Source organism: Rubrivivax sp. JA1026 (assembly GCF_011065555.1).
Lineage (GTDB): Bacteria > Pseudomonadota > Gammaproteobacteria > Burkholderiales > Burkholderiaceae_C > Rubrivivax > Rubrivivax benzoatilyticus.
Genome location: NZ_JAALCQ010000002.1, coordinates 33811 through 51383, shown reverse-complemented (window position 1 = coordinate 51383; position 17573 = coordinate 33811). Strand labels below are relative to the sequence as shown.

General features: G+C 71.3%; 17 protein-coding genes. 13 read left to right on the top strand and 4 right to left on the bottom strand.

Features of this window, described 5'->3' with window-relative positions; translation table 11 throughout:
- Positions 1-129: 129 nt before the first annotated feature.
- The 5 genes from rpmH to mnmE all read left to right on the top strand — a co-directional run bounded on the left by rpmH (position 130) and on the right by mnmE (position 4259).
- Positions 130-264, top strand: a complete 135-nt coding sequence (gene rpmH, locus G5B56_RS03955; protein WP_006299042.1) for a 50S ribosomal protein L34 — start codon at positions 130-132, stop codon at positions 262-264.
- A 105-nt stretch (positions 265-369) separates the two neighbouring features.
- Positions 370-837, top strand: a complete 468-nt coding sequence (locus G5B56_RS03950; RefSeq protein WP_310733800.1) for a ribonuclease P protein component — start codon at positions 370-372, stop codon at positions 835-837.
- Position 838: 1 nt separating this feature from the next.
- Positions 839-1141 carry a membrane protein insertion efficiency factor YidD gene (gene yidD / locus G5B56_RS03945; RefSeq protein WP_009856722.1) on the top strand — a complete coding sequence of 101 codons (303 nt, stop codon included), beginning with the start codon at positions 839-841 and terminating at the stop codon, positions 1139-1141.
- A 9-nt stretch (positions 1142-1150) separates the two neighbouring features.
- The gene (gene yidC / locus G5B56_RS03940; RefSeq protein WP_009856723.1) at positions 1151-2809 is read left to right on the top strand and encodes a membrane protein insertase YidC; all 1659 of its coding nucleotides are present in this window, start codon (positions 1151-1153) and stop codon (positions 2807-2809) included.
- Between the two features lie 85 nt (positions 2810-2894).
- Positions 2895-4259: a tRNA uridine-5-carboxymethylaminomethyl(34) synthesis GTPase MnmE gene (mnmE, locus tag G5B56_RS03935; RefSeq protein WP_164962398.1), complete on the top strand. Its 1365-nt coding sequence runs from the start codon at positions 2895-2897 to the stop codon at positions 4257-4259.
- 107 nt (positions 4260-4366) lie between these two features.
- Here the strand turns inward: mnmE and G5B56_RS03930 are convergent, their stop codons facing one another.
- Together G5B56_RS03930 and G5B56_RS03925 are read right to left on the bottom strand one after the other, a co-directional pair.
- On the bottom strand, positions 4367-4906 hold the full coding sequence (locus G5B56_RS03930) for an adenine phosphoribosyltransferase (RefSeq protein ID WP_009856725.1): 540 nt from the start codon (positions 4904-4906) through the stop codon (positions 4367-4369).
- 104 nt (positions 4907-5010) lie between these two features.
- The gene (locus G5B56_RS03925) at positions 5011-7011 is read right to left on the bottom strand and encodes a monovalent cation:proton antiporter family protein (protein ID WP_009856726.1); all 2001 of its coding nucleotides are present in this window, start codon (positions 7009-7011) and stop codon (positions 5011-5013) included.
- A gap of 37 nt (positions 7012-7048) precedes the next feature.
- Here G5B56_RS03925 and G5B56_RS03920 point away from each other — a divergent pair, with 37 nt between their 5' ends.
- From G5B56_RS03920 to G5B56_RS03905, 4 genes are read left to right on the top strand one after another with little or no spacing between them, the layout of a single operon-like run.
- Positions 7049-8038, top strand: coding sequence for an SIS domain-containing protein (locus G5B56_RS03920; protein WP_009856727.1), 990 nt, complete (start codon positions 7049-7051; stop codon positions 8036-8038).
- Between the two features lies 1 nt (position 8039).
- Positions 8040-8609, top strand: coding sequence for an HAD family hydrolase (locus G5B56_RS03915; RefSeq protein WP_164962397.1), 570 nt, complete (start codon positions 8040-8042; stop codon positions 8607-8609).
- A gap of 6 nt (positions 8610-8615) precedes the next feature.
- Positions 8616-9308: an LPS export ABC transporter periplasmic protein LptC gene (gene lptC / locus G5B56_RS03910; RefSeq protein ID WP_009856729.1), complete on the top strand. Its 693-nt coding sequence runs from the start codon at positions 8616-8618 to the stop codon at positions 9306-9308.
- Positions 9305-10084 carry an SDR family oxidoreductase gene (locus tag G5B56_RS03905; RefSeq protein WP_164962396.1) on the top strand — a complete coding sequence of 260 codons (780 nt, stop codon included), beginning with the start codon at positions 9305-9307 and terminating at the stop codon, positions 10082-10084. Before lptC ends, G5B56_RS03905 begins: the two co-directional genes overlap by 4 nt.
- A 174-nt stretch (positions 10085-10258) precedes the next feature.
- Here the strand turns inward: G5B56_RS03905 and G5B56_RS03900 are convergent, their stop codons facing one another.
- On the bottom strand, positions 10259-10735 hold the full coding sequence (locus G5B56_RS03900) for an RNA-binding protein (protein WP_029718398.1): 477 nt from the start codon (positions 10733-10735) through the stop codon (positions 10259-10261).
- A 336-nt stretch (positions 10736-11071) separates the two neighbouring features.
- Here G5B56_RS03900 and G5B56_RS03895 point away from each other — a divergent pair, with 336 nt between their 5' ends.
- The 4 genes from G5B56_RS03895 to G5B56_RS03880 all read left to right on the top strand — a co-directional run bounded on the left by G5B56_RS03895 (position 11072) and on the right by G5B56_RS03880 (position 16403).
- Positions 11072-11710 carry a MarC family protein gene (locus G5B56_RS03895; RefSeq protein ID WP_009856732.1) on the top strand — a complete coding sequence of 213 codons (639 nt, stop codon included), beginning with the start codon at positions 11072-11074 and terminating at the stop codon, positions 11708-11710.
- Positions 11711-11782: 72 nt separating this feature from the next.
- Complete coding sequence (locus G5B56_RS03890; protein ID WP_164962395.1) at positions 11783-13396, top strand: GMC family oxidoreductase; 1614 nt, start codon at positions 11783-11785, stop codon at positions 13394-13396.
- 339 nt (positions 13397-13735) lie between these two features.
- Entirely contained in the window at positions 13736-14560 is an 825-nt protein-coding gene (locus G5B56_RS03885; RefSeq protein ID WP_009856734.1) for an HDOD domain-containing protein, read from the top strand.
- 142 nt (positions 14561-14702) lie between these two features.
- Positions 14703-16403, top strand: a complete 1701-nt coding sequence (locus G5B56_RS03880; protein ID WP_164962394.1) for an AMP-binding protein — start codon at positions 14703-14705, stop codon at positions 16401-16403.
- Here G5B56_RS03880 and G5B56_RS03875 read toward each other — a convergent pair whose 3' ends face one another.
- Positions 16404-17573, bottom strand: a complete 1170-nt coding sequence (locus tag G5B56_RS03875) for an ABC transporter permease (RefSeq protein ID WP_164962393.1) — start codon at positions 17571-17573, stop codon at positions 16404-16406.

The following is a 17573-nucleotide window of genomic DNA, read 5'->3' as shown; positions in this document are numbered from 1 at the left end:
CGGTGTCGCGCCATCCCTTGGAGCACAACCTGGGGACATCCGATCTAACTGATTGACGCGACACGCTTTTCTTGCTGTAATCGAGGGTTTTCCGAATTTCTCACCCAGGGTAAGAGAGAGTTCTCCACCATGAAGCGCACCTACCAGCCGTCCAAGATCCGCCGTGCCCGCACCCACGGCTTTCTCGTGCGCATGAAGACGCGTGGCGGCCGTGCCGTCATCAACGCGCGTCGCGCCAAGGGCCGCAAGCGCCTCGCCGTCTAAGGTGAGACGGGCCGCTCTGGCCCGGCACGTCGACGTGCCGCGCGCCGGCTTCATGCGGCCCGAACCGCCTGTCGAGGCTCCGCGCAGCGTCCGGTCCGCCCGCTCGTGCAACCGAACGTGAAGCCGATCGTGCAGAAGGCCGACTTCGAGCGCGTGCTCGCGACGCCCAGCCGATCGCGAAGCGCTCACTTCGCCGTTCACCACGTGAGCGGTGGGCCTTGTGCGTCCCGCTGGCAGCGGCTGCACACCGCGGAATCAAAGTTGTCCACAGGCGACGCACATGCTGGTGCGCAGCCTGTGGATGACTCGGCGCGGCCGGCTCCCGAAGGGTGCTGGCTCGGCAGCGTCGTGCCCAAGCGGCACGCTCGCCGTTCGGTCACGCGCGTGCTGCTCAAGCGCCAGATCCGCGCCGCGATGGCGCGGCACGCCGACGTCCTGCCGCCCGGCCTGTGGGTGGTGCGCCTGCGCGCGCCCTTCGCTGTGGCGCAGTTCCCGTCGGCGGCGTCCGACGCGCTGCGCCAGGCCGCACGCGCCGAGCTCGAGCAGCTCTTCGGCCGCGCGCGGCGCAGCTGAGATGGTCGCCGAGCTCGTGCACCTGCCGCGGCACCTGCTGGTGCTGCTGGTGCGCGGCTATCGCCTGCTGCTCAAGCCCTGGCTGGGCAACGCCTGCCGCTTCGAGCCCACTTGTTCCCAGTACGCGCTGGACGCGCTGGACCGCCATGGCGCCGCCCGCGGCAGCGCGCTGACGGTCTGGCGATTGCTGCGTTGCCATCCCTGGTGCGACGGCGGCTGCGATCCCGTGCCCGAGCGCTTTCCGAACCCCGCGCGGGGACTGTTCACCCGGCTCGTCCGCCCCGGTGCGGACGATGCCCAGTAGACCGAGCCTATGACCGACATCCGCCGCACCATCCTCTGGGTGGTCTTCGTCACCTCGCTGTTCCTGTTGTGGGACGCGTGGAACAAGCACAACGGCCAACCGTCGCTGTTCGGCGGCCCGGCCCGTCCGGCCGCGACGGCCGCGTCCGCGCCCGGCAGCGCCGCGTCCGCCGGCGTGCCGACGGCCTCCGCCGTGCAGACGCCGGCCGGCGCCGTGCCCCAGCCCGCGGCACCCGCCGGCGGCGAGCAGGTCGTCGTCACGACCGATCTCGTCAAGGCCACGTTCGACAGCATCGGCGGCCAGCTCGTGCGCCTGGAGCTGCTGAACTACCGCGATGCCAACCACCCGGACCAGAACGTGGTCCTGCTGGACCGTGTCGCCGCGCGCGAGTACGTCGCGCAGACCGGCCTGATCACCGGCCAGGCCGGCGTGGCGCTGCCGACACACCTGACGCCGATGACGGTCGCCCCGGGGGCGCGCACGCTGGCCGACGGCCAGGACTCGCTGACGCTGCGTTTCGAGACCGCGCCGCTGGACGGCCGCCGGCTGGTCAAGACCTACACCTTCAAGCGCGGCGACTACGCCGTCGGCGTGCGCCACGAGTTCGTCAACGAGGGCAGCACGCCGGTCACGCCGCAGCTGTACCTGCAGCTCGCGCGCGACGGCAACGCGCCCGAGGGCGAGTCGCACTTCTACTCGACCTTCACCGGGCCGGCGATGTTCACGTCGACCAGCAAGTACAAGAAGATCGACTTCAAGGACATCGCCAAGAACGACGCCGGCCACGACAAGACCGCCAACGACGGCTGGATCGCGATGGTCCAGCACTACTTCGCGTCGGCCTGGATCGTCAACGCCGAAGGCCAGCGCGAGTTCCGCACGGCCAAGATCGGCGACAACCTGTACACCATCGCGATGGTGCTGCCGATGGGCGAGGTCGCGCCCGGTGCCAGCAAGGCGCTGGAGTCGCAGCTCTTCGTCGGCCCGCAGCTCGAGACCTCGCTGGCCGCGCTGGCCCCGGGCCTCGAGTACCTGAAGGACTACGGCTGGCTGATGCCGCTGTCCAAGCCGCTGTTCTGGCTGCTCGACAAGCTGAACTCGGCGATCGGCAACTGGGGCTGGGCGATCGTCGCGCTCGTGGTGCTGCTGAAGATCGCCTTCTACTGGCTCAACGCCAGCGCCTACAAGTCGATGGCCAAGATGCGTGCCATCAACCCGCGTGTCATGGAGATGCGCGAGCGCTACAAGGACAAGCCGCAGCAGATGCAGCAGGAGATGATGCGCATCTACCGCGAAGAGAAGGTCAACCCGCTGGGCGGCTGCCTGCCGATCCTGATCCAGATGCCGTTCTTCATCGCGCTGTACTGGGTGCTGCTGTCCAGCGTCGAGATGCGCAACGCGCCGTGGATCGGCTGGATCACCGACCTGTCGGCCAAGGACCCGTGGTTCATCCTGCCGATCCTGATGACCGCCTCGTCGCTGGTCCAGGTGGCGCTGGGGGCCAAGCCGCCCGATCCGATGCAAGCCCGGCTGATGTGGTTCATGCCGCTGGCGTTCGGCGTCATGTTCTTCTTCTTCCCGGCCGGCCTGGTGCTGTACTGGCTGACGAACAACGTGCTGTCGATCGCGCAGCAGTGGTACATCAACAAGAAGCTCGGCGTGGCCTGACGGCCGGCTGAAGTGCGCCAGACCCGAAGCCCCCGCCGGCGCGAGCCGCGGGGGCTTCGCCCTTCTCGACGGAGACAATCGCCCGATGTCGCTCGCCCGATTGCGTGATCCCATCGCCGCCGTCGCCACCGCCGCCGGCCGCGGCGCGGTGGGCATCGTGCGCGCCTCCGGCCCCGATCTCGCGCCGCTGGTGCAGGCGCTGTTCGGGCGCGCGCTGGCACCGCGCGCAGCGACGCTGCTGCCCTTCACCGCCGCCGACGGCTCGGTGCTCGACCGCGGCCTGGCGATCCACTTCCCGGCGCCCAACTCCTACACCGGCGAGGACGTGCTCGAGCTGCAGGCCCACGGCGGCCCGGTGCTGCTGCAGTTGCTGCTGGCGCGTGTGCTCGAAGCCGGCGCCGGCATCGGCCTGCGGCTGGCGCGCGCCGGCGAGTTCACCGAACGCGCCTTCCTCAACGACAAGATCGACCTCGCCCAGGCCGAGGCCGTGGCCGACCTGATCGACGCCAGCACCGAGGCCGCCGCGCGTTCTGCGGCGCGTTCGCTGGACGGCGCGTTCTCGGCCGAGATCCACACGCTGGCCGGACGCATCGTCGAGCTGCGTGCGCTGGTCGAGGCGACGCTGGACTTCCCCGAGGAGGAGATCGACTTCCTCGAGAAGGCGCGGGCGCGCGAACGCCTGGACGCCATCGAAGCCGCGATCGGCGCCGCGCTGGCGCGCGCGCGCCAGGGCGCGCTGCTGCGCGAAGGCATGCGCGTCGTCATCGCCGGCCAGCCCAACGTCGGCAAGAGCTCGCTGCTCAACGCGCTGGCCGGTGCCGAGCTGGCGATCGTCACGCCGATCCCGGGCACGACACGCGACCGCGTTGCCGAGACGATCCAGATCGAGGGCGTGCCGCTGCATGTCGTCGACACCGCGGGCCTGCGCGAGCACGCCGCCGACGAGGTCGAGCGCATCGGCATCGGCCGCAGCTGGGAAGCCATCGCAGGCGCCGACGCCGTGCTCTTCGTGCACGACCTGACGCGCCGCGGCGACGCCGCCTACGAGGCTGCCGAAGCCGAGATCGCCACGCGCCTGCAGGGCGCCGACGTGCTGCACGTGCACAACAAGGCCGACGCCGCCGCCCAGGTGGCGGGCGACGGCGTCGTGCTGTCGGCCAAGGCCGGCACCGGGCTGGAGACGCTGCGCCGCGAGTTGCTGCGCCGAGCCGGCTGGCAGGCCCAGCCCGACGGCGTGTTCATCGCGCGTGCGCGCCATGTCGACGCGCTGCAGCGCACGCTGGCCCACCTGCACCTGGCCCAGGCCCACGCCGCGCAGCGCGACGCGGCGCTGGACCTGCTGGCCGAGGAACTGCGCCTGGCGCACCAGGCGCTGGGCGAGATCACCGGCGAGTTCGGCACCGAGGATCTGCTGGGCGAGATCTTCGGGCGGTTCTGCATCGGCAAGTGACTCGCCGCGGGCCTCCCCGGCTCCCCGGCCCGCAGCTCGAACCCAAAACGCAGACGCCCGCGCAGGCGGGCGTCGGGGGTCGCTTGCGGGCGATGCCCGCGATCGGCTCAGTGGCCCTCGAAGCTCACCAGCGTGAACAGCGGCAGCCCGGAGTCGCGCAGCCGCTGCGAGCCGTGCAGCTCGGGCAGGTCGACGATGGCTGCGCCTTCGATGACCTCGGCGCCCAGGCGCTCGAGCAGCTTGCGGCCGGCCATCATCGTGCCGCCGGTGGCGATCAGGTCGTCGATCAGCACGACGCGGTCGCCGCGCTTGACGGCATCGGTGTGGATCTCGACGGTGGCCGAGCCGTACTCCAGCTCGTAGCTCTCCTCGACCGTCGTGAACGGCAGCTTGCCCTTCTTGCGGATCGGCACGAAGCCGATGTTCAGCTCGTAGGCCAGCACCGAACCGATGATGAAGCCGCGTGCGTCCAGCCCGGCGATCGCCGACGGGCGCACGTCGAAGTAGCGGTGCACGAACTGGTCGATCAGCACGCGGAAGACGCGCGGGTTCGACAGCAGCGGGGTGATGTCGCGGAATTGCACGCCCGGTTCCGGCCAGTCGGGCACCGTCCGGATGTGGGTCTTGATGTATTGCTCCGGGCTCATGGCGCGGGATGATAGGCGCGGCCCCGCGGCCGGCCGCTCGCCGCCGCGATGGCGATTGACTTGGAGCAAGAGCTGGCGGTGGCCGGCGTCGGGTGCAGGAGACGTCAGCCGCGCAGCAGCCGCTGTTCGGCCCGTGCCAGCGCCTCCGGCAGCCCGGAGAGCACCAGCGTGTCGCCGGCGCCGAGCACGGTGTCGTCGGCCGGCTTGCCCGGCGGGCCCGACGCCCGCCGGACCGAGATCACGCCGACCTCCAGCGCACCCAGCGCCAGGTCGGCCAGACGTTCGCCGATCGCCGCCGCCGCCGGCGGCAGCGTGACGGTGGCCAGGCGCTCCTGCTGCAGGTCGCCGGCGGTGTCGTCGTCGGCGCCGTGGAAGTAGCCGCGCAGCAGGCTGTAGCGGGCATCGCGCGCGTCGCGCGCCAGGCGGATGACGGTGCGCATCGGCACGCCGACCAGCGCCAGCGCGTGGCTGGCCAGCATCAGCGAGCCTTCGATGGCCTCGGGCACGACCTCGGTGGCGCCGGCCGCGCGCAGCGTCTCCAGGTCGGAGTCGTCGATGGTGCGCACGATCACCGGCACCGCCGGTGCGTGTTCGTGCACCAGGCGCAGGATCTTCAGCGCCGACGGCGTGTCGGGGTAGCTGACGACGACGGCGTTGGCGCGCGCCAGCCCGGCGGCCATCAGGCTCTGCAGCCGGGCCGCGTCGCCGAAGACCACGCTCTGCCCGGCGGCGGCGGCCTGGCGCACCCGGTCCGGGTCCAGGTCCAGCGCCATGTACGGGATGTGCTGGGTGTCCAGCATGCGCGCCAGGTTCTGGCCGCTGCGGCCGTAGCCGCAGATGATCACGTGCTTCTCGGTGCGGATCGCGCGCTTGGCGATCGAGGTCAGCTGCACCGACTGCATCAGCCAGTCGCTGGCGGCGAGCTTCATCACGATGCGGTCGGCGTGCATGATGATGAACGGCGTCGCCAGCATCGACAGCACCATGCTGGCCAGGATCGGGCTCATCCACTCGGCGTCGACGAGGCCGCGCTCGGCGCCCAGCGTCAGCAGCACGAAGCCGAACTCGCCGGCCTGTGCCAGGTACAGGCCGGTGCGCAGCGCGACGCCGGGCGCGGTGCGGAAGCCGCGCGCCAGCGCCGCGACGAGCGCGAACTTGGCGGCCACCGGCACGGTGGTCAGCAGCAGCACCAGCGGCCACTGGTCGAGCACCGGGCGCCAGTCCAGCTTCATCCCGATGGTGATGAAGAACAGCCCCAGCAGCACGTCGTGGAAGGGCCGGATGTCGGTCTCGACCTGGTGCTTGTATTCGGTCTCCGCGACCAGCATGCCGGCGACGAAGGCCCCCAGCGCCAGCGACAGCCCGGCGTGTTCGGTCAGCCACGCCAGGCCCAGCGTGACGAGCAGCAGGTTCAGGATGAACAGCTCGTCGCTCTTGCGCCGCGCCACCAGCGTCAGCCACCAGCGCATCACCTTCTGGCCGCCGACCAGCAGCACGGCCAGCAGCCCGGCGGCCTTCAGCACGGCCCAGCCGAGCGACACCAGCAGCTGCTCGCCGCTGGAGTTCAGCGCCGGGATCAGCACCAGCAGCGGCACCACCGCCAGATCCTGGAACAGCAGGATGCCCATCACGCGCCGGCCGTGTTCGCTCTCGAGCTCCAGGCGCTCGGCCATCAGCTTGACGACGATGGCCGTCGACGACATCGCGATCGCCCCGCCGAGCACCACGGCGCCCTGCCAGGACATGCGCCACGGGTCGCCGGTCAGGCGCTGGTACAGCGCCGCCAGCAGCAGGTGGCCGGCCAGCGTGCCGATCATCGTCAGCGCGACCTGCGACAGCCCGAGGCCGAAGACCACGGTGCGCATGCTGCGCAGCTTGGGCAGGTTGAACTCCAGCCCGATCACGAACATCAGGAAGACGACGCCGAACTCGGCGAGGTACTTCACGCCGGCGCTGTCCTGGGCGAGCGCCAGCGCGTTGGGGCCGATCAGCACGCCGACCACCAGATAGCCCAGCATCGGCGGCAGCTTCAGCGAACGGCAGACCACGACCCCCAGCACCGCGGCGACGAGGTACAGCAGGACGAGTTCGAGGGTGGTGGCCATCTAGAATCCTTCGATCCTATTCGACCCCGCACGCCCCATGACCTCGCCGCGCCCCTTCGACCCCCAGCGTGCGCTCGAACTGGCCGCCCGCACCTTCGAGATCGAGGCGCGTGCGCTGCTCGGCCTGGCCGAACGCCAGCGCGAAGGCTTCCCGGCCGCGGTGCAGGCGATGCTCGAATGCCGCGGCCGCGTGGTCGTGATGGGCATGGGCAAGAGCGGCCACGTCGGCCGCAAGATCGCCGCGACGCTGGCGTCCACCGGCACGCCGGCTTTCTTCGTCCACCCGGCGGAAGCCAGCCACGGCGACCTGGGCATGCTGATCGCCGGCGACGTCGTGCTCGCGATCAGCAACAGCGGCGAGGTCGACGAGCTCGCCGCCATCCTGCCGGCCCTGCGCCGCCTCGGCGTGACGATCATCGGCATGACCGGCAAGCCGGGCTCGACGCTGGCGCGCCATTCCGACCACGTGCTCTCCTGCGCCGTCGACCAGGAGGCCTGTCCGCTGAACCTGGCGCCGACGGCCAGCACGACGGCGCAGATCGCGCTCGGCGACGCGCTCGCCGTGGCGCTGCTCGACGCGCGCGGCTTCCGCGAGGAGGACTTCGCGCGCTCGCACCCGGGCGGCAGCCTGGGCCGCAAGCTGCTGATGCACGTGCGCGACCTGATGCGCAGCGGCGACGCCGTGCCGCGCGTGGACGCCGGCGCCAGCTTCGCCGACGTGCTGCGCGAGATGACGCGCAAGGGCCTGGGTTTCACCGCGCTCGTCGATGCCGACGGCCGGCCGGTCGGCATCTTCACCGACGGCGACCTGCGCCGGCTCATCGAACGCGGCGCCGACCTGCGCGACCTCACCGCCGGCGACGTCATGCACGCCGGCCCCAGGCTGATCGCCGAGGACGCGCTGGCCGTCGACGCCGCCGGCCTGATGGAGCAGCACCGCATCACCAGCGTGCTCGCGGTCGACGCCGAGGGCCGGCTGGTCGGCGCGCTGAACTCCAACGACCTGATGCGCGCGAAGGTCATCTGAGATGGCGGCGATCCAGTTCGCCCCCGAGCTGCTGCTGAAGGCGCAAGGTGGTGCCACCGGCCTGAAGGCCGCGATCTTCGACGTCGACGGCGTGCTGACCGACGGCCGCATCTACATCGGCGCCGACGGCGAGAGCGTCAAGGCGTTCTCGACGCTGGACGGCCACGGCCTGAAGCTGCTGCGCCAGGCGGGCATCGAGCCGGTGGTCATCACCGGGCGCGACTCGCCGGCGGTGCGCCGCCGCGTCGCCGACCTGGGGCTGACCGAAGCCGTCTACGGTGTGCACGACAAGCTGGCCGCTGCGGCGGCGCTGCTGGCGCGCCGCGGCTGGAGCTGGGACGAACTGGCCGCGATCGGCGACGACTGGCCCGACCTGCCGCTGCTGGTGCGTGCCGGCTTCGCCTGCGCCCCGGCCAATGCGCACGTCGAGGTCAAGGCCGTGGCGCACCACGTCACCACGGCTGCCGGCGGCCATGGCGCGGCACGCGAGTTCTGCGACCTGCTGCTCGTCGCCTGCGGGCGCTACGAGGCGCTGCTGCGCGGCCATCTGACCTCGCTGGACACGGCCTGAGCGGCGATGAGCGTCGAGCTGCACCTGCCCGACCTGCCCGAGGTGCCGATCAGCGTCGGCCCGGGGCCGCGCCGGCCGGGCGACGCGCCGCCGCCACGCGTGCCTTGGGCGCTGCGTGTGCGCGACGCCGTCTCGGCCTACCTCCCTCTGCTGCTGATGGCTGCGCTGGCCCTGGCGACCTGGTGGCTGGTGAAGAACACGCCGTCGGCGCCTCGCGTGTCCGCGGAGCAGGCGGTGCGCCAGGAACCCGACTACACGATGAACGACTTCGCGCTCGAGCGTTTTGCTGCCGATGGCCGGCTGAAGGTGCGCATCGAAGGCGCGCAGCTGCGCCACTACCCCGCCACCGACCAGATCGAGGTGGACCGCGTGCGCATCCGCGCCGTCACGCCCGACGGCCGCGTCACGCTGGCCGACGCCCGGCGGGCGCTTGCCACGGGTGACGCCAGTGAAGTCCAGTTGCTGGGCGCCGCGCACGTCACCACCACCGACGCCAACGGCCAGACCATCCGCATGGACGGCGACTTCCTGCATGCCTTCCTCGTCAGCGAGCGGGTGCGCAGCCACCTTCCGGTGCGCGTGACGGCGCCCGACGGCGCGGTCTTCGAGGCGCGGGGGCTGGAGTACGACCACGGCCTGCGCAAGCTCGACCTCAGCGGCCCGATGCGCGGCGTGTTCCCGCCGCGAGCGTCGCGATGAGCGCGCCGCTGGTTATCATCACCGGGGCGTCCAGCGGCATCGGCCAGGCGCTGGCGCTGCGTTACGCGCGTGCCGGCTGGCGGCTGGCGCTGGTGGCGCGGCGTGTCGACGAGGTTCGCGCCTGGCTCACGGCGCAGGGCCTGGGGCCGGAGCAGGCGGCGGTCTACCGTGCCGACGTGGCCGACATCGACGCCATGGCCGCCGTCGGGCGCCAGTGCATCGAGACCCAGGGGCTGCCGGACGTCGTCATCGCCAATGCCGGCATCAGCGTCGGCATGGACACGGCGATCCGCGACGATCTGGAGGTCCTGCGCGAGACGCTCGCCATCAACAACGTCGGGCTGGCCGCCACCTTCCATCCCTTTGTCGCCGCAATGCGCGAGCGAGGTGCCGGCACCCTCGTCGGCATCGCCAGCGTGGCGGCGATCCGTGGGCTGCCAGGGCACGGGGCCTACTGCGCGAGCAAGGCTGCCGTCGTCGCCTACTGCGAAAGCCTGCGAGGCGAGTGCCGTGACAGCGGCGTGAAAGTCGTGACGCTCCTGCCCGGGTATGTCGCGACGCCGCTGACGGCGCGAAATCCGTACTCCATGCCCTTCCTGCTGCCTGCGGACGAGTTCGCCGAACGCGCGTTTCGTGCGATTTCGGCCGGGATCAGCTATCGCGTGATCCCTTGGCAGATGGGCGTGGTCGCCAAACTGCTGCGCCTGCTTCCCAACGCGCTGTTCGACGCCGTGTTCGCCGGCCGCGGCCGCAAGCCCCGTCGCGGCGAGCACTGACGGCGGTCTCAGAGGCCGGCGCGGCCCACGGCCTGACTCGCCTGAGCGGCTCACTGCCGCGCGCCCGGCGCGCGATGCCGGCAGACGAAAAAAAGGCGCCGGACCTGTCGGCCCGCCGCCCTTCTTTTTGATCAGTGCTGCCCGGACGCGATGCCCGGGCCAACCGGCACTGGATCAGTAGCCGCCGCGGCCACCGCCGCCGTAGCCGCCACCACCACCACCGTAGCCACCGCCGCTGCCGCCGCGATTGCCACCGCCGTAGGGGCCACGGCCACCGCCGCCACCGCCGTAGGGGCTGCGGCCACCGCCGCCACCGCCGTAGCCGCCGCCACCACCGCCGCCGTAGCTGCCGCCACCGCCGTAGCCGCCGCCACCGCCGCTGCGGAAGCCGCCCGGACGGTCTTCACGAGGACGGGCCTCGTTGACCACCACCGCGCGGCCTTCCAGGGACTGGCCGTTCATGCCGTTGATCGCGGCTTGCGCCTCGGCGTCCGAGCCCATCTCGACGAAGCCGAAGCCCTTCGAGCGGCCGGTTTCGCGGTCCATCATCACCTTGGCGGACGTGACGGTGCCGAATTGCGCGAACGCTTGTTGCAGAGAGTCGTCGCGCACCGAATACGCAAGGTTGCCGACGTACAGTTTGTTACCCACAGAGAAGCCCTCTATCTAGAACCAAGGAGCCATGCGGAGCTTCTACCCTTGCGTGAACCATTCATTTCAAAGGCGCGGCTACCAGACACAGACCGGCCTATTATGGGTGCCGCCGGCCGCGGCCTGTAAAGAGGGCGGCCGTCAAATGTTGTTTTCGACCCCCCAGGCAAACCCGAAATCCGGGGTTGTGCCCCCTAATTTGATACCTCGGCGTTGATCGGGCCCCTCGGCGCCCGCTTCGTGCGTCGACGCGCGGGCTGGCGCACGGCCGCGGCGTCCGCAAGACCGGGCCTGTCCTGAAGCGGCAAGGCGAGGCAGCCCGCTACCATCGCCGCAATGGATCTCCTCAAGCCGCTGATCGCCTTGCTCGCGATCGTCAACCCGCTCGGCGTCGTCCCCTTTTTCATCCATTTCACGCAGAACTTCTCCCCCGAGCAACGCCGGCGCACGATCCGCATCAGCGCCTTCACGGCCTTCGTCGTCATCGCCACCAGCGCGCTGGCGGGGCTGAAGATCATCGAGTTTTTCGGCATCTCGATCGCCTCGTTCCAGGTCGGCGGCGGCCTGCTGCTGATGCTCAGCGCAGTCGCCATGCTCAACGCCCAGCCCGCCGAGACCAAGCCCGCCGACGTCAGCGAGGGTGACCAGCGTGTCGACGCCGGTGCCAGCATCGCGGTGGTGCCGCTGACGATCCCGCTGCTCACCGGCCCGGCGACGATCTCGACGATGGTCATCTACGCCGAGCGCACCCGGCACTGGTGGCAGCTGGCGGTGCTCGTCGGCTACGGCGTCGTGGTCGGCGTCGCGACCTTTCTGGCCTTCACCGCCTCCGAGCGCATCGCCGGCTGGCTGGGCCGCACCGGCATCAACGTGATGACGCGGCTGATGGGTCTGATCCTCGCGGCGCTGGCCGTGGAGATCATGGCCGAGGGCATGCTCAAGCTCTTCCCGGTGCTCGCCAGCCCGCTGACCTGAGTCCCGGCGACACCCACGACAACGACAGGAGACACCCATGACCCCCGCCCGTTCCTGGCTGTCGGCCACGTGGTGAGCGCCGCCGAGTACGACGTCGTCATCGTCGGCGGCGGCACCGCCGGCTGCCTGCTCGCCAACCGGCTGTCGGCCGGGCGCACGCGCCGCGTGCTGCTCGTCGAGGCCGGCGGCCGCGACGACTACCACTGGATCCACATCCCGGTCGGCTACCTCTATTGCATCGGCAACCCGCGCACCGACTGGCTCTACCAGACCGAACCCGACGCCGGGCTCAACGGCCGCAGCCTGCGCTACCCGCGCGGCAAGGTGCTGGGCGGCTGCTCCAGCATCAACGGCATGATCTACATGCGCGGCCAGGCACGCGACTACGACGGCTGGGCCGCGGCGACGGGCGACGCCAACTGGCGCTGGGAGCACTGCCTGCCGTACTTCCGCCGCCACGAGGACCACTGGCGCGGCGGCGACGCGCTGCACGGCCACGGCGGCGAGTGGCGGGTCGAACGTCAGCGCCTGCGCTGGGACATCCTCGACGCCTTCGCCGCCGCGGCGCGCGAAGCCGGCATCCCGCCGACCGAGGACTTCAACCGCGGCGACAACGAAGGCGTCGGCTACTTCGAGGTCAACCAGCGTTCGGGCATCCGCTGGAACACCAGCAAGGCCTTTCTGCGCCCGGCGCTCGGGCGCGACAACCTGCAGGTCTGGACCGGCGCGACGGTGACCCGCGTGCTGCTCGACGGCGGCCGTGCGACCGGCATCGAGGTGCGCCCGCTCGGCGGCGGCGAGCCGCTGGTGGTTCATGCCCGTCAGGAAGTGGTGCTCGCCGCCGGTGCCATCGGCACGCCGCAGATCCTGCAGCTCTCGGGCATCGGCCGTGGCGACTGGCTGCAGCCGCTGGGCATCGAGACGCGGCACGAACTGCCCGGTGTCGGTGCCAACCTGCAGGACCATCTGCAGATCCGCGCGATCTACGCCGTCGAGGGCACACGCACGCTGAACACGCTGTCGGCCAGCATGCTGGGCAAGGCGCGCATCGCCGCCGAGTACGCGCTGCGGCGCAGCGGCCCGATGAGCATGGCGCCATCGCAGCTGGGCGCGTTCACGCGCTCGTCGCCGGCCTACGCGGCGCCGAACATCGAGTACCACGTGCAGCCGCTTTCGCTGGACGCCTTCGGCGAGCCGCTGCACCGCTTCGACGCCTTCACCGCCAGCGTCTGCAACCTGAACCCCAGCGCACGCGGCGAGGTCCGGCTGGCGTCGCCGCGGCCCGAGGACGCGCCGCGCATCGCGCCCCACTACCTGTCGACCGCCGAGGACCGCCAGGTCGCCGCCGACTCGCTGCGGCTGACGCGCCGCATCGCCGCGATGCCGGCCCTGGCGCGTTACCGCCCGCGTGAGATCAAACCCGGCCCGCAGTACCGGAGCGACGAGGAACTGGCCCGTCTGGCCGGTGACATCGGCACGACGATCTTCCATCCCGTGGGAACGTGTCGCATGGGGCGGGACGACGATCCCGGCGCGGTCGTCGACGCGCGCCTGCGGGTGCGCGGCCTGGCGGGGCTGCGCATCGCCGATGCCAGCGTGATGCCGACGATTACCAGCGGCAACACCAATTCTCCGACCCTGATGATCGCTGAACGTGCAGCGGAGTGGATCGCGGGCGGCGGGTAAGTCCCGATGTCCGAGCTGAAACGCACCGCTACATTGTTCCCACTCGCGCCGCGTCGGGGCCTCTACAGAGGGCCCGGTGCGGCAGGCGGGGAGTCGAGGAGACAAACAGACGCCCAGCTTGGCGCCGCCGCACATCAAACGAACATGGCGGTGTCGAGCTGACGGCCACGACGCACGAAGGGGCGCCACCGGATCCGGTGGCGCCCTTTTTCGCTTTCTGGTGCCGGGTGCGGCGGAGAAGCCCGGTCATGCGCCCGCTGTTGTGCCGATGCCGCCCGGCCCCGGGGTCTACGATGTGCGGGTTCTGCCTTCGCTTCACCTGCATCCTCCGAGCCGCCCATGTCCGTCAACGCCGAACTGCGAACGCTGGAGATCGACATCCCGGCGCAACCCGAGGCGCTCGTCAAGCTCTCGCTGCTGCTCGCCGAGGAGGAGGTCAACCTCACCGCCGCTGCCTCGCTGATCGAAGCCGACATGGCGCTGGCCGCCGCGGTGCTGAAGGCGGTGAACTCGTCGCTCTACGGCCTGCGCGGGCGCGTGCAGAGCGTGCAGCAGGCGATCACCTACCTGGGCATGCGCGAGATCGCGGCCATCACCTTCGAGATCGGCCTGCGGGCCGCCTTCCCGCCGGCGGCCGAGCTCGATCCGCTGTGGGCGCGCGCCGCCAGCCGCGGCCTGGTGATGGGGCGCATCGCGCACAAGCTCTCGCTCGACGCCTGGGCCGCGCACTCGGCCGGGCTGTTCGAGGAATGCGGCAAGGCGGTGCTGTTCCGCCACGCGCCCGACCACTACCGCGCGATGCTGCGCGCCGCACGCTCGGACACCGAGCTGCTGACGCTCGAGCACGCCGGCTTCGGCGTCAGCCACGACGCGCTGGGCGCTGCGCTGTGCGAGAGCTGGGGCCTGGGCCAGGCCGCGGTGGCCTGCGTGCGCCACCACGTGCTGCTGCAGTTCGGCCTGGAGTTCCCGCCGCAGATGCCGCCCAACCGGCGCGCCATCGGTGCCGTCTCGGTGATCGCGCACGCGCTGATCAACGAACCCGAAACCGTCGACGAGGTCACCGCGACGATCGCGCCGCTGGCCGAACTCGACGTCACGCTGGCGCTGCGCAGCGTGCGCCAGGTGCAGGAACAGCTCGCCGACGCGCTGAGCCACGGGCGCTGACTGCGGGTCGTCCCGGTCACGTGTTCGCGGGGTGACGTGCACTCGCATTGGCCGGGCCTCGTCGTAAGCCCTGAGTCAGCCGCACGAAGCGGCCGCTAGTCTGGCCGCGTCCGGGCCCCGTCGCGGCCCGCGGGTGGCCGCCATGTCCGAGACGATCCCCGACACCGTGCCCGACGACGCGCTCGCGCTGCAGCGCCTGTGGCACTGGGAGAAGACCGCGCCCGCGCGCATCGCCTTCACCCAGCCCGGCGGCGGCACGCTGCGCGACGTCTCGTGGGGCGAGGCCGTCGGCCAGGCGCGGCGCATGGCGGCGCATCTCGTGTCGCTCGGCCTGCCGCATGGCTCGTGCATCGCCATCCTCGGCAAGAACAGCGCGCACTGGCTGATGGCCGACTGGGCGATCTGGATGGCCGGCCACGTCTCGGTGCCGCTGTACCCGACGCTGGCCGCGGCCACCGTGCGCCAGGTGCTGGAACACAGCGGTGCGCGCCTGCTCTTCGTCGGCAAGCTGGACACGTGGCACGAGATGAAGGCCGGCGTGCCCGAGGGCCTGCCCTGCGTCGAGCTGCCGCTGGGCCCGGCCAGCGGCGCGCCGCGCTGGGACGACATCGTCGCCGCCAACTCGCCGCTGGCCGGCGAGCCGGTGCGCCCCGGCGACGAGCTCTGCACCGTGATGTACACCTCGGGCACGACCGGCGCGCCCAAGGGCGTGATGCACCGCTTCTCGCACTTCGCCTGGGCGCTGCAGTCGGGGCTGCGGCGCATCGGCGGGCTGGATGCCGACGCGCGCATGCTGAGCTATCTGCCGCTGTCGCACGTCGCCGAGCGCACGCTGGTCGAACACGGGCAGCTCGCCAGCGGCATGCGCGTCTATTTCGCCGACACGCTGGAGACCTTCGCCGAGGACCTGCGCCGCGCGCGGCCGACGGTGTTCTTCTCGGTGCCGCGGCTGTGGCTCAAGTTCCAGCAGGGCGTGCACGCGAAGATGCCGCCGTCCAAGCTGAACACGATGCTCGCCGTGCCCGGCCTGGGCCGCATCGTGCGGCGCAAGGTGCTGGAAGGCCTGGGGCTGGACGCCTGCCGCTTCGCCGCCGGCGGTGCCGCGCCGATGCCGCCCGACCTGCTGCGCTGGTACGCGCGCCTGGGGCTGGACGTCGTCGAGGTCTACGGCATGACCGAGAACTGCGGCATCAGCCACGCCACGCTGCCCGGCCAGCCGCGCCCCGGCACCGTGGGCCTGCCCTACGACGGCGTGCAGTCGCGGCTGGATCCGCAAAGCGGCGAGATCCAGATGCGCTGCCCGGCGCTGATGACCGGCTACTACCGCGAGCCGGAGCTCACGCGCGAAGCCTTCACCGCCGACGGCTGGCTGCACACCGGCGACCAGGGCGAGCTCGACGACGGCGGCAACCTGCGCATCACCGGCCGCGTGAAGGACCTGTTCAAGACCAGCAAGGGCAAGTACGTCGCGCCGGCGCCGATCGAGGACAAGCTGGTGATGCACCCGGCGGTCGAAGCCTGCTGCGTCAGTGGCGCCCACCTGCACCAGCCGCTGGGCCTGGTGATGCTGAACCCGGCCGCCGCGGCGCAGGCCGACGACGCCGAAGGTCGCGCCGCGCTGGAGCGTTCGCTGGCCGACCATCTGGCGACGGTGAACTCGCTGCTCGACCCGCACGAGCGCCTGGTCTGCCTGGTGGCGATGCGCGACGCCTGGACGGTGGCCAACGACCTCGTCACGCCAACCTTCAAGGTCAAGCGCGGGCGCATCGAGGCGCTGTTCGCGCGCCGCTATGAAGACTGGACCGCCGGCGGCCGGCCGGTCGTCTGGTACGACGGCGCCTGATCAGGCGGCGCGCAGGCAGTCGACGATCTTCAGCCGTGCCGCGCGCCAGGCCGGCACGAAGCCGCCGATCAGCCCCATCGCCAGCGCGAAGGCGATCGCCTTGGCGCCGATGACGGGCGTCAGCCGGAACTGGAAGGCGAGTTCGGAGAAGGTCGCGAAGTTGGTCGTCGACACGTCGACGAACTGCATCAGGCTCGCCGCCGCCAGCCCGAAGACGCCGCCGACGAAGGCCAGCAGCAGCGACTCGCCGAGGAAGGCCACGAGCACCGCCTCGCGGCGGAACCCCAGCGCGCGCAGCGTGCCGATCTCGCCGATGCGCGAGGCGACCGCGCCGAACATCGTGATCGCGGCGCCGACGATGGCGCCGGTGGAGAAGATCAGCGCCAGCGCCGTGCCCAGGATGCTGATGAAGTTGGCGAGCTGCTCGCTCTGCTCGGCGTAGAAGCGGATCTCGGGTTTGGCTTCCAGCGTCAGCCGCGGGTCGTCTTCCAGGCGCGCGCGCACCGGCTCGAAGGCCGCCGGGTCAGCGAGGCGGAAGATGACGCTGGAGTACGCGAGGCGCCGGAAGCCCTGCATCAGCTGTTCGGAGTCGCCCCATATCTCGGAGTCGAAGCCGGTCTTGCCGGCGTCGAGGATGCCGACGACGGTCCAGTCGCGGCCGGCGAAACGCAGCGTCGAGCCCGGGGCGACGCCGTCGTAGCCACGCGCGACCGCGCGGCCGACGACGATCTCGGCGCTGCCGGGGCGGAAGAAGCGGCCTTCGACGATGCGCACCTGCGGCCGCAGCGCCAGCCCGTTGGCCGAGGTGCCGCGCAGCGTCACGTTGCCGGGTTTGCCGTTGCGCTTGACCAGGCTGTTCAGCACCACCGGCTCGCGGCTGACCAGCGGCTGGCCGGCGGCGTCGGTGGCGATGCCGGGCAGGCTCTCGATGACGCCGGCCTGCTCACGCGCGATCGCGCTGGTGATCTCGGCCGTGGAGCCCTTGCGCAGCACGACGACGTTGTCCGCCTGCCCGGTGGCCACCAGCGTCGCGCGGATGCCCTCGGTCATCATCAGCACGGTGGCGAAGACGAAGACCACCAGCGCCATGCCGGCGGCGGTGAGCGCCGTCGTCACGCGCCGCACCCAGAGGTTGCGTGCGATGTAGGCGAGCGGGACGGCGCGGCGCAT

Coding starts and splice junctions, on each gene's coding strand:
- G5B56_RS03930 (WP_009856725.1), bottom strand. CDS start 4,906: ATGAGCCCGGAGCAATACATCAAGACCCACATCCGGACGGTGCCCGAC.
- G5B56_RS03885 (WP_009856734.1), top strand. CDS start 13,736: ATGTCCGTCAACGCCGAACTGCGAACGCTGGAGATCGACATCCCGGCG.
- lptC (WP_009856729.1), top strand. CDS start 8,616: ATGAGCGTCGAGCTGCACCTGCCCGACCTGCCCGAGGTGCCGATCAGC.
- yidC (WP_009856723.1), top strand. CDS start 1,151: ATGACCGACATCCGCCGCACCATCCTCTGGGTGGTCTTCGTCACCTCG.
- G5B56_RS03905 (WP_164962396.1), top strand. CDS start 9,305: ATGAGCGCGCCGCTGGTTATCATCACCGGGGCGTCCAGCGGCATCGGC.
- G5B56_RS03925 (WP_009856726.1), bottom strand. CDS start 7,011: ATGGCCACCACCCTCGAACTCGTCCTGCTGTACCTCGTCGCCGCGGTG.
- G5B56_RS03875 (WP_164962393.1), bottom strand. CDS start 17,573: ATGCGCCGCGCCGTCCCGCTCGCCTACATCGCACGCAACCTCTGGGTG.
- yidD (WP_009856722.1), top strand. CDS start 839: ATGGTCGCCGAGCTCGTGCACCTGCCGCGGCACCTGCTGGTGCTGCTG.
- G5B56_RS03920 (WP_009856727.1), top strand. CDS start 7,049: ATGACCTCGCCGCGCCCCTTCGACCCCCAGCGTGCGCTCGAACTGGCC.
- G5B56_RS03915 (WP_164962397.1), top strand. CDS start 8,040: ATGGCGGCGATCCAGTTCGCCCCCGAGCTGCTGCTGAAGGCGCAAGGT.
- G5B56_RS03880 (WP_164962394.1), top strand. CDS start 14,703: ATGTCCGAGACGATCCCCGACACCGTGCCCGACGACGCGCTCGCGCTG.
- mnmE (WP_164962398.1), top strand. CDS start 2,895: ATGTCGCTCGCCCGATTGCGTGATCCCATCGCCGCCGTCGCCACCGCC.
- rpmH (WP_006299042.1), top strand. CDS start 130: ATGAAGCGCACCTACCAGCCGTCCAAGATCCGCCGTGCCCGCACCCAC.
- G5B56_RS03895 (WP_009856732.1), top strand. CDS start 11,072: ATGGATCTCCTCAAGCCGCTGATCGCCTTGCTCGCGATCGTCAACCCG.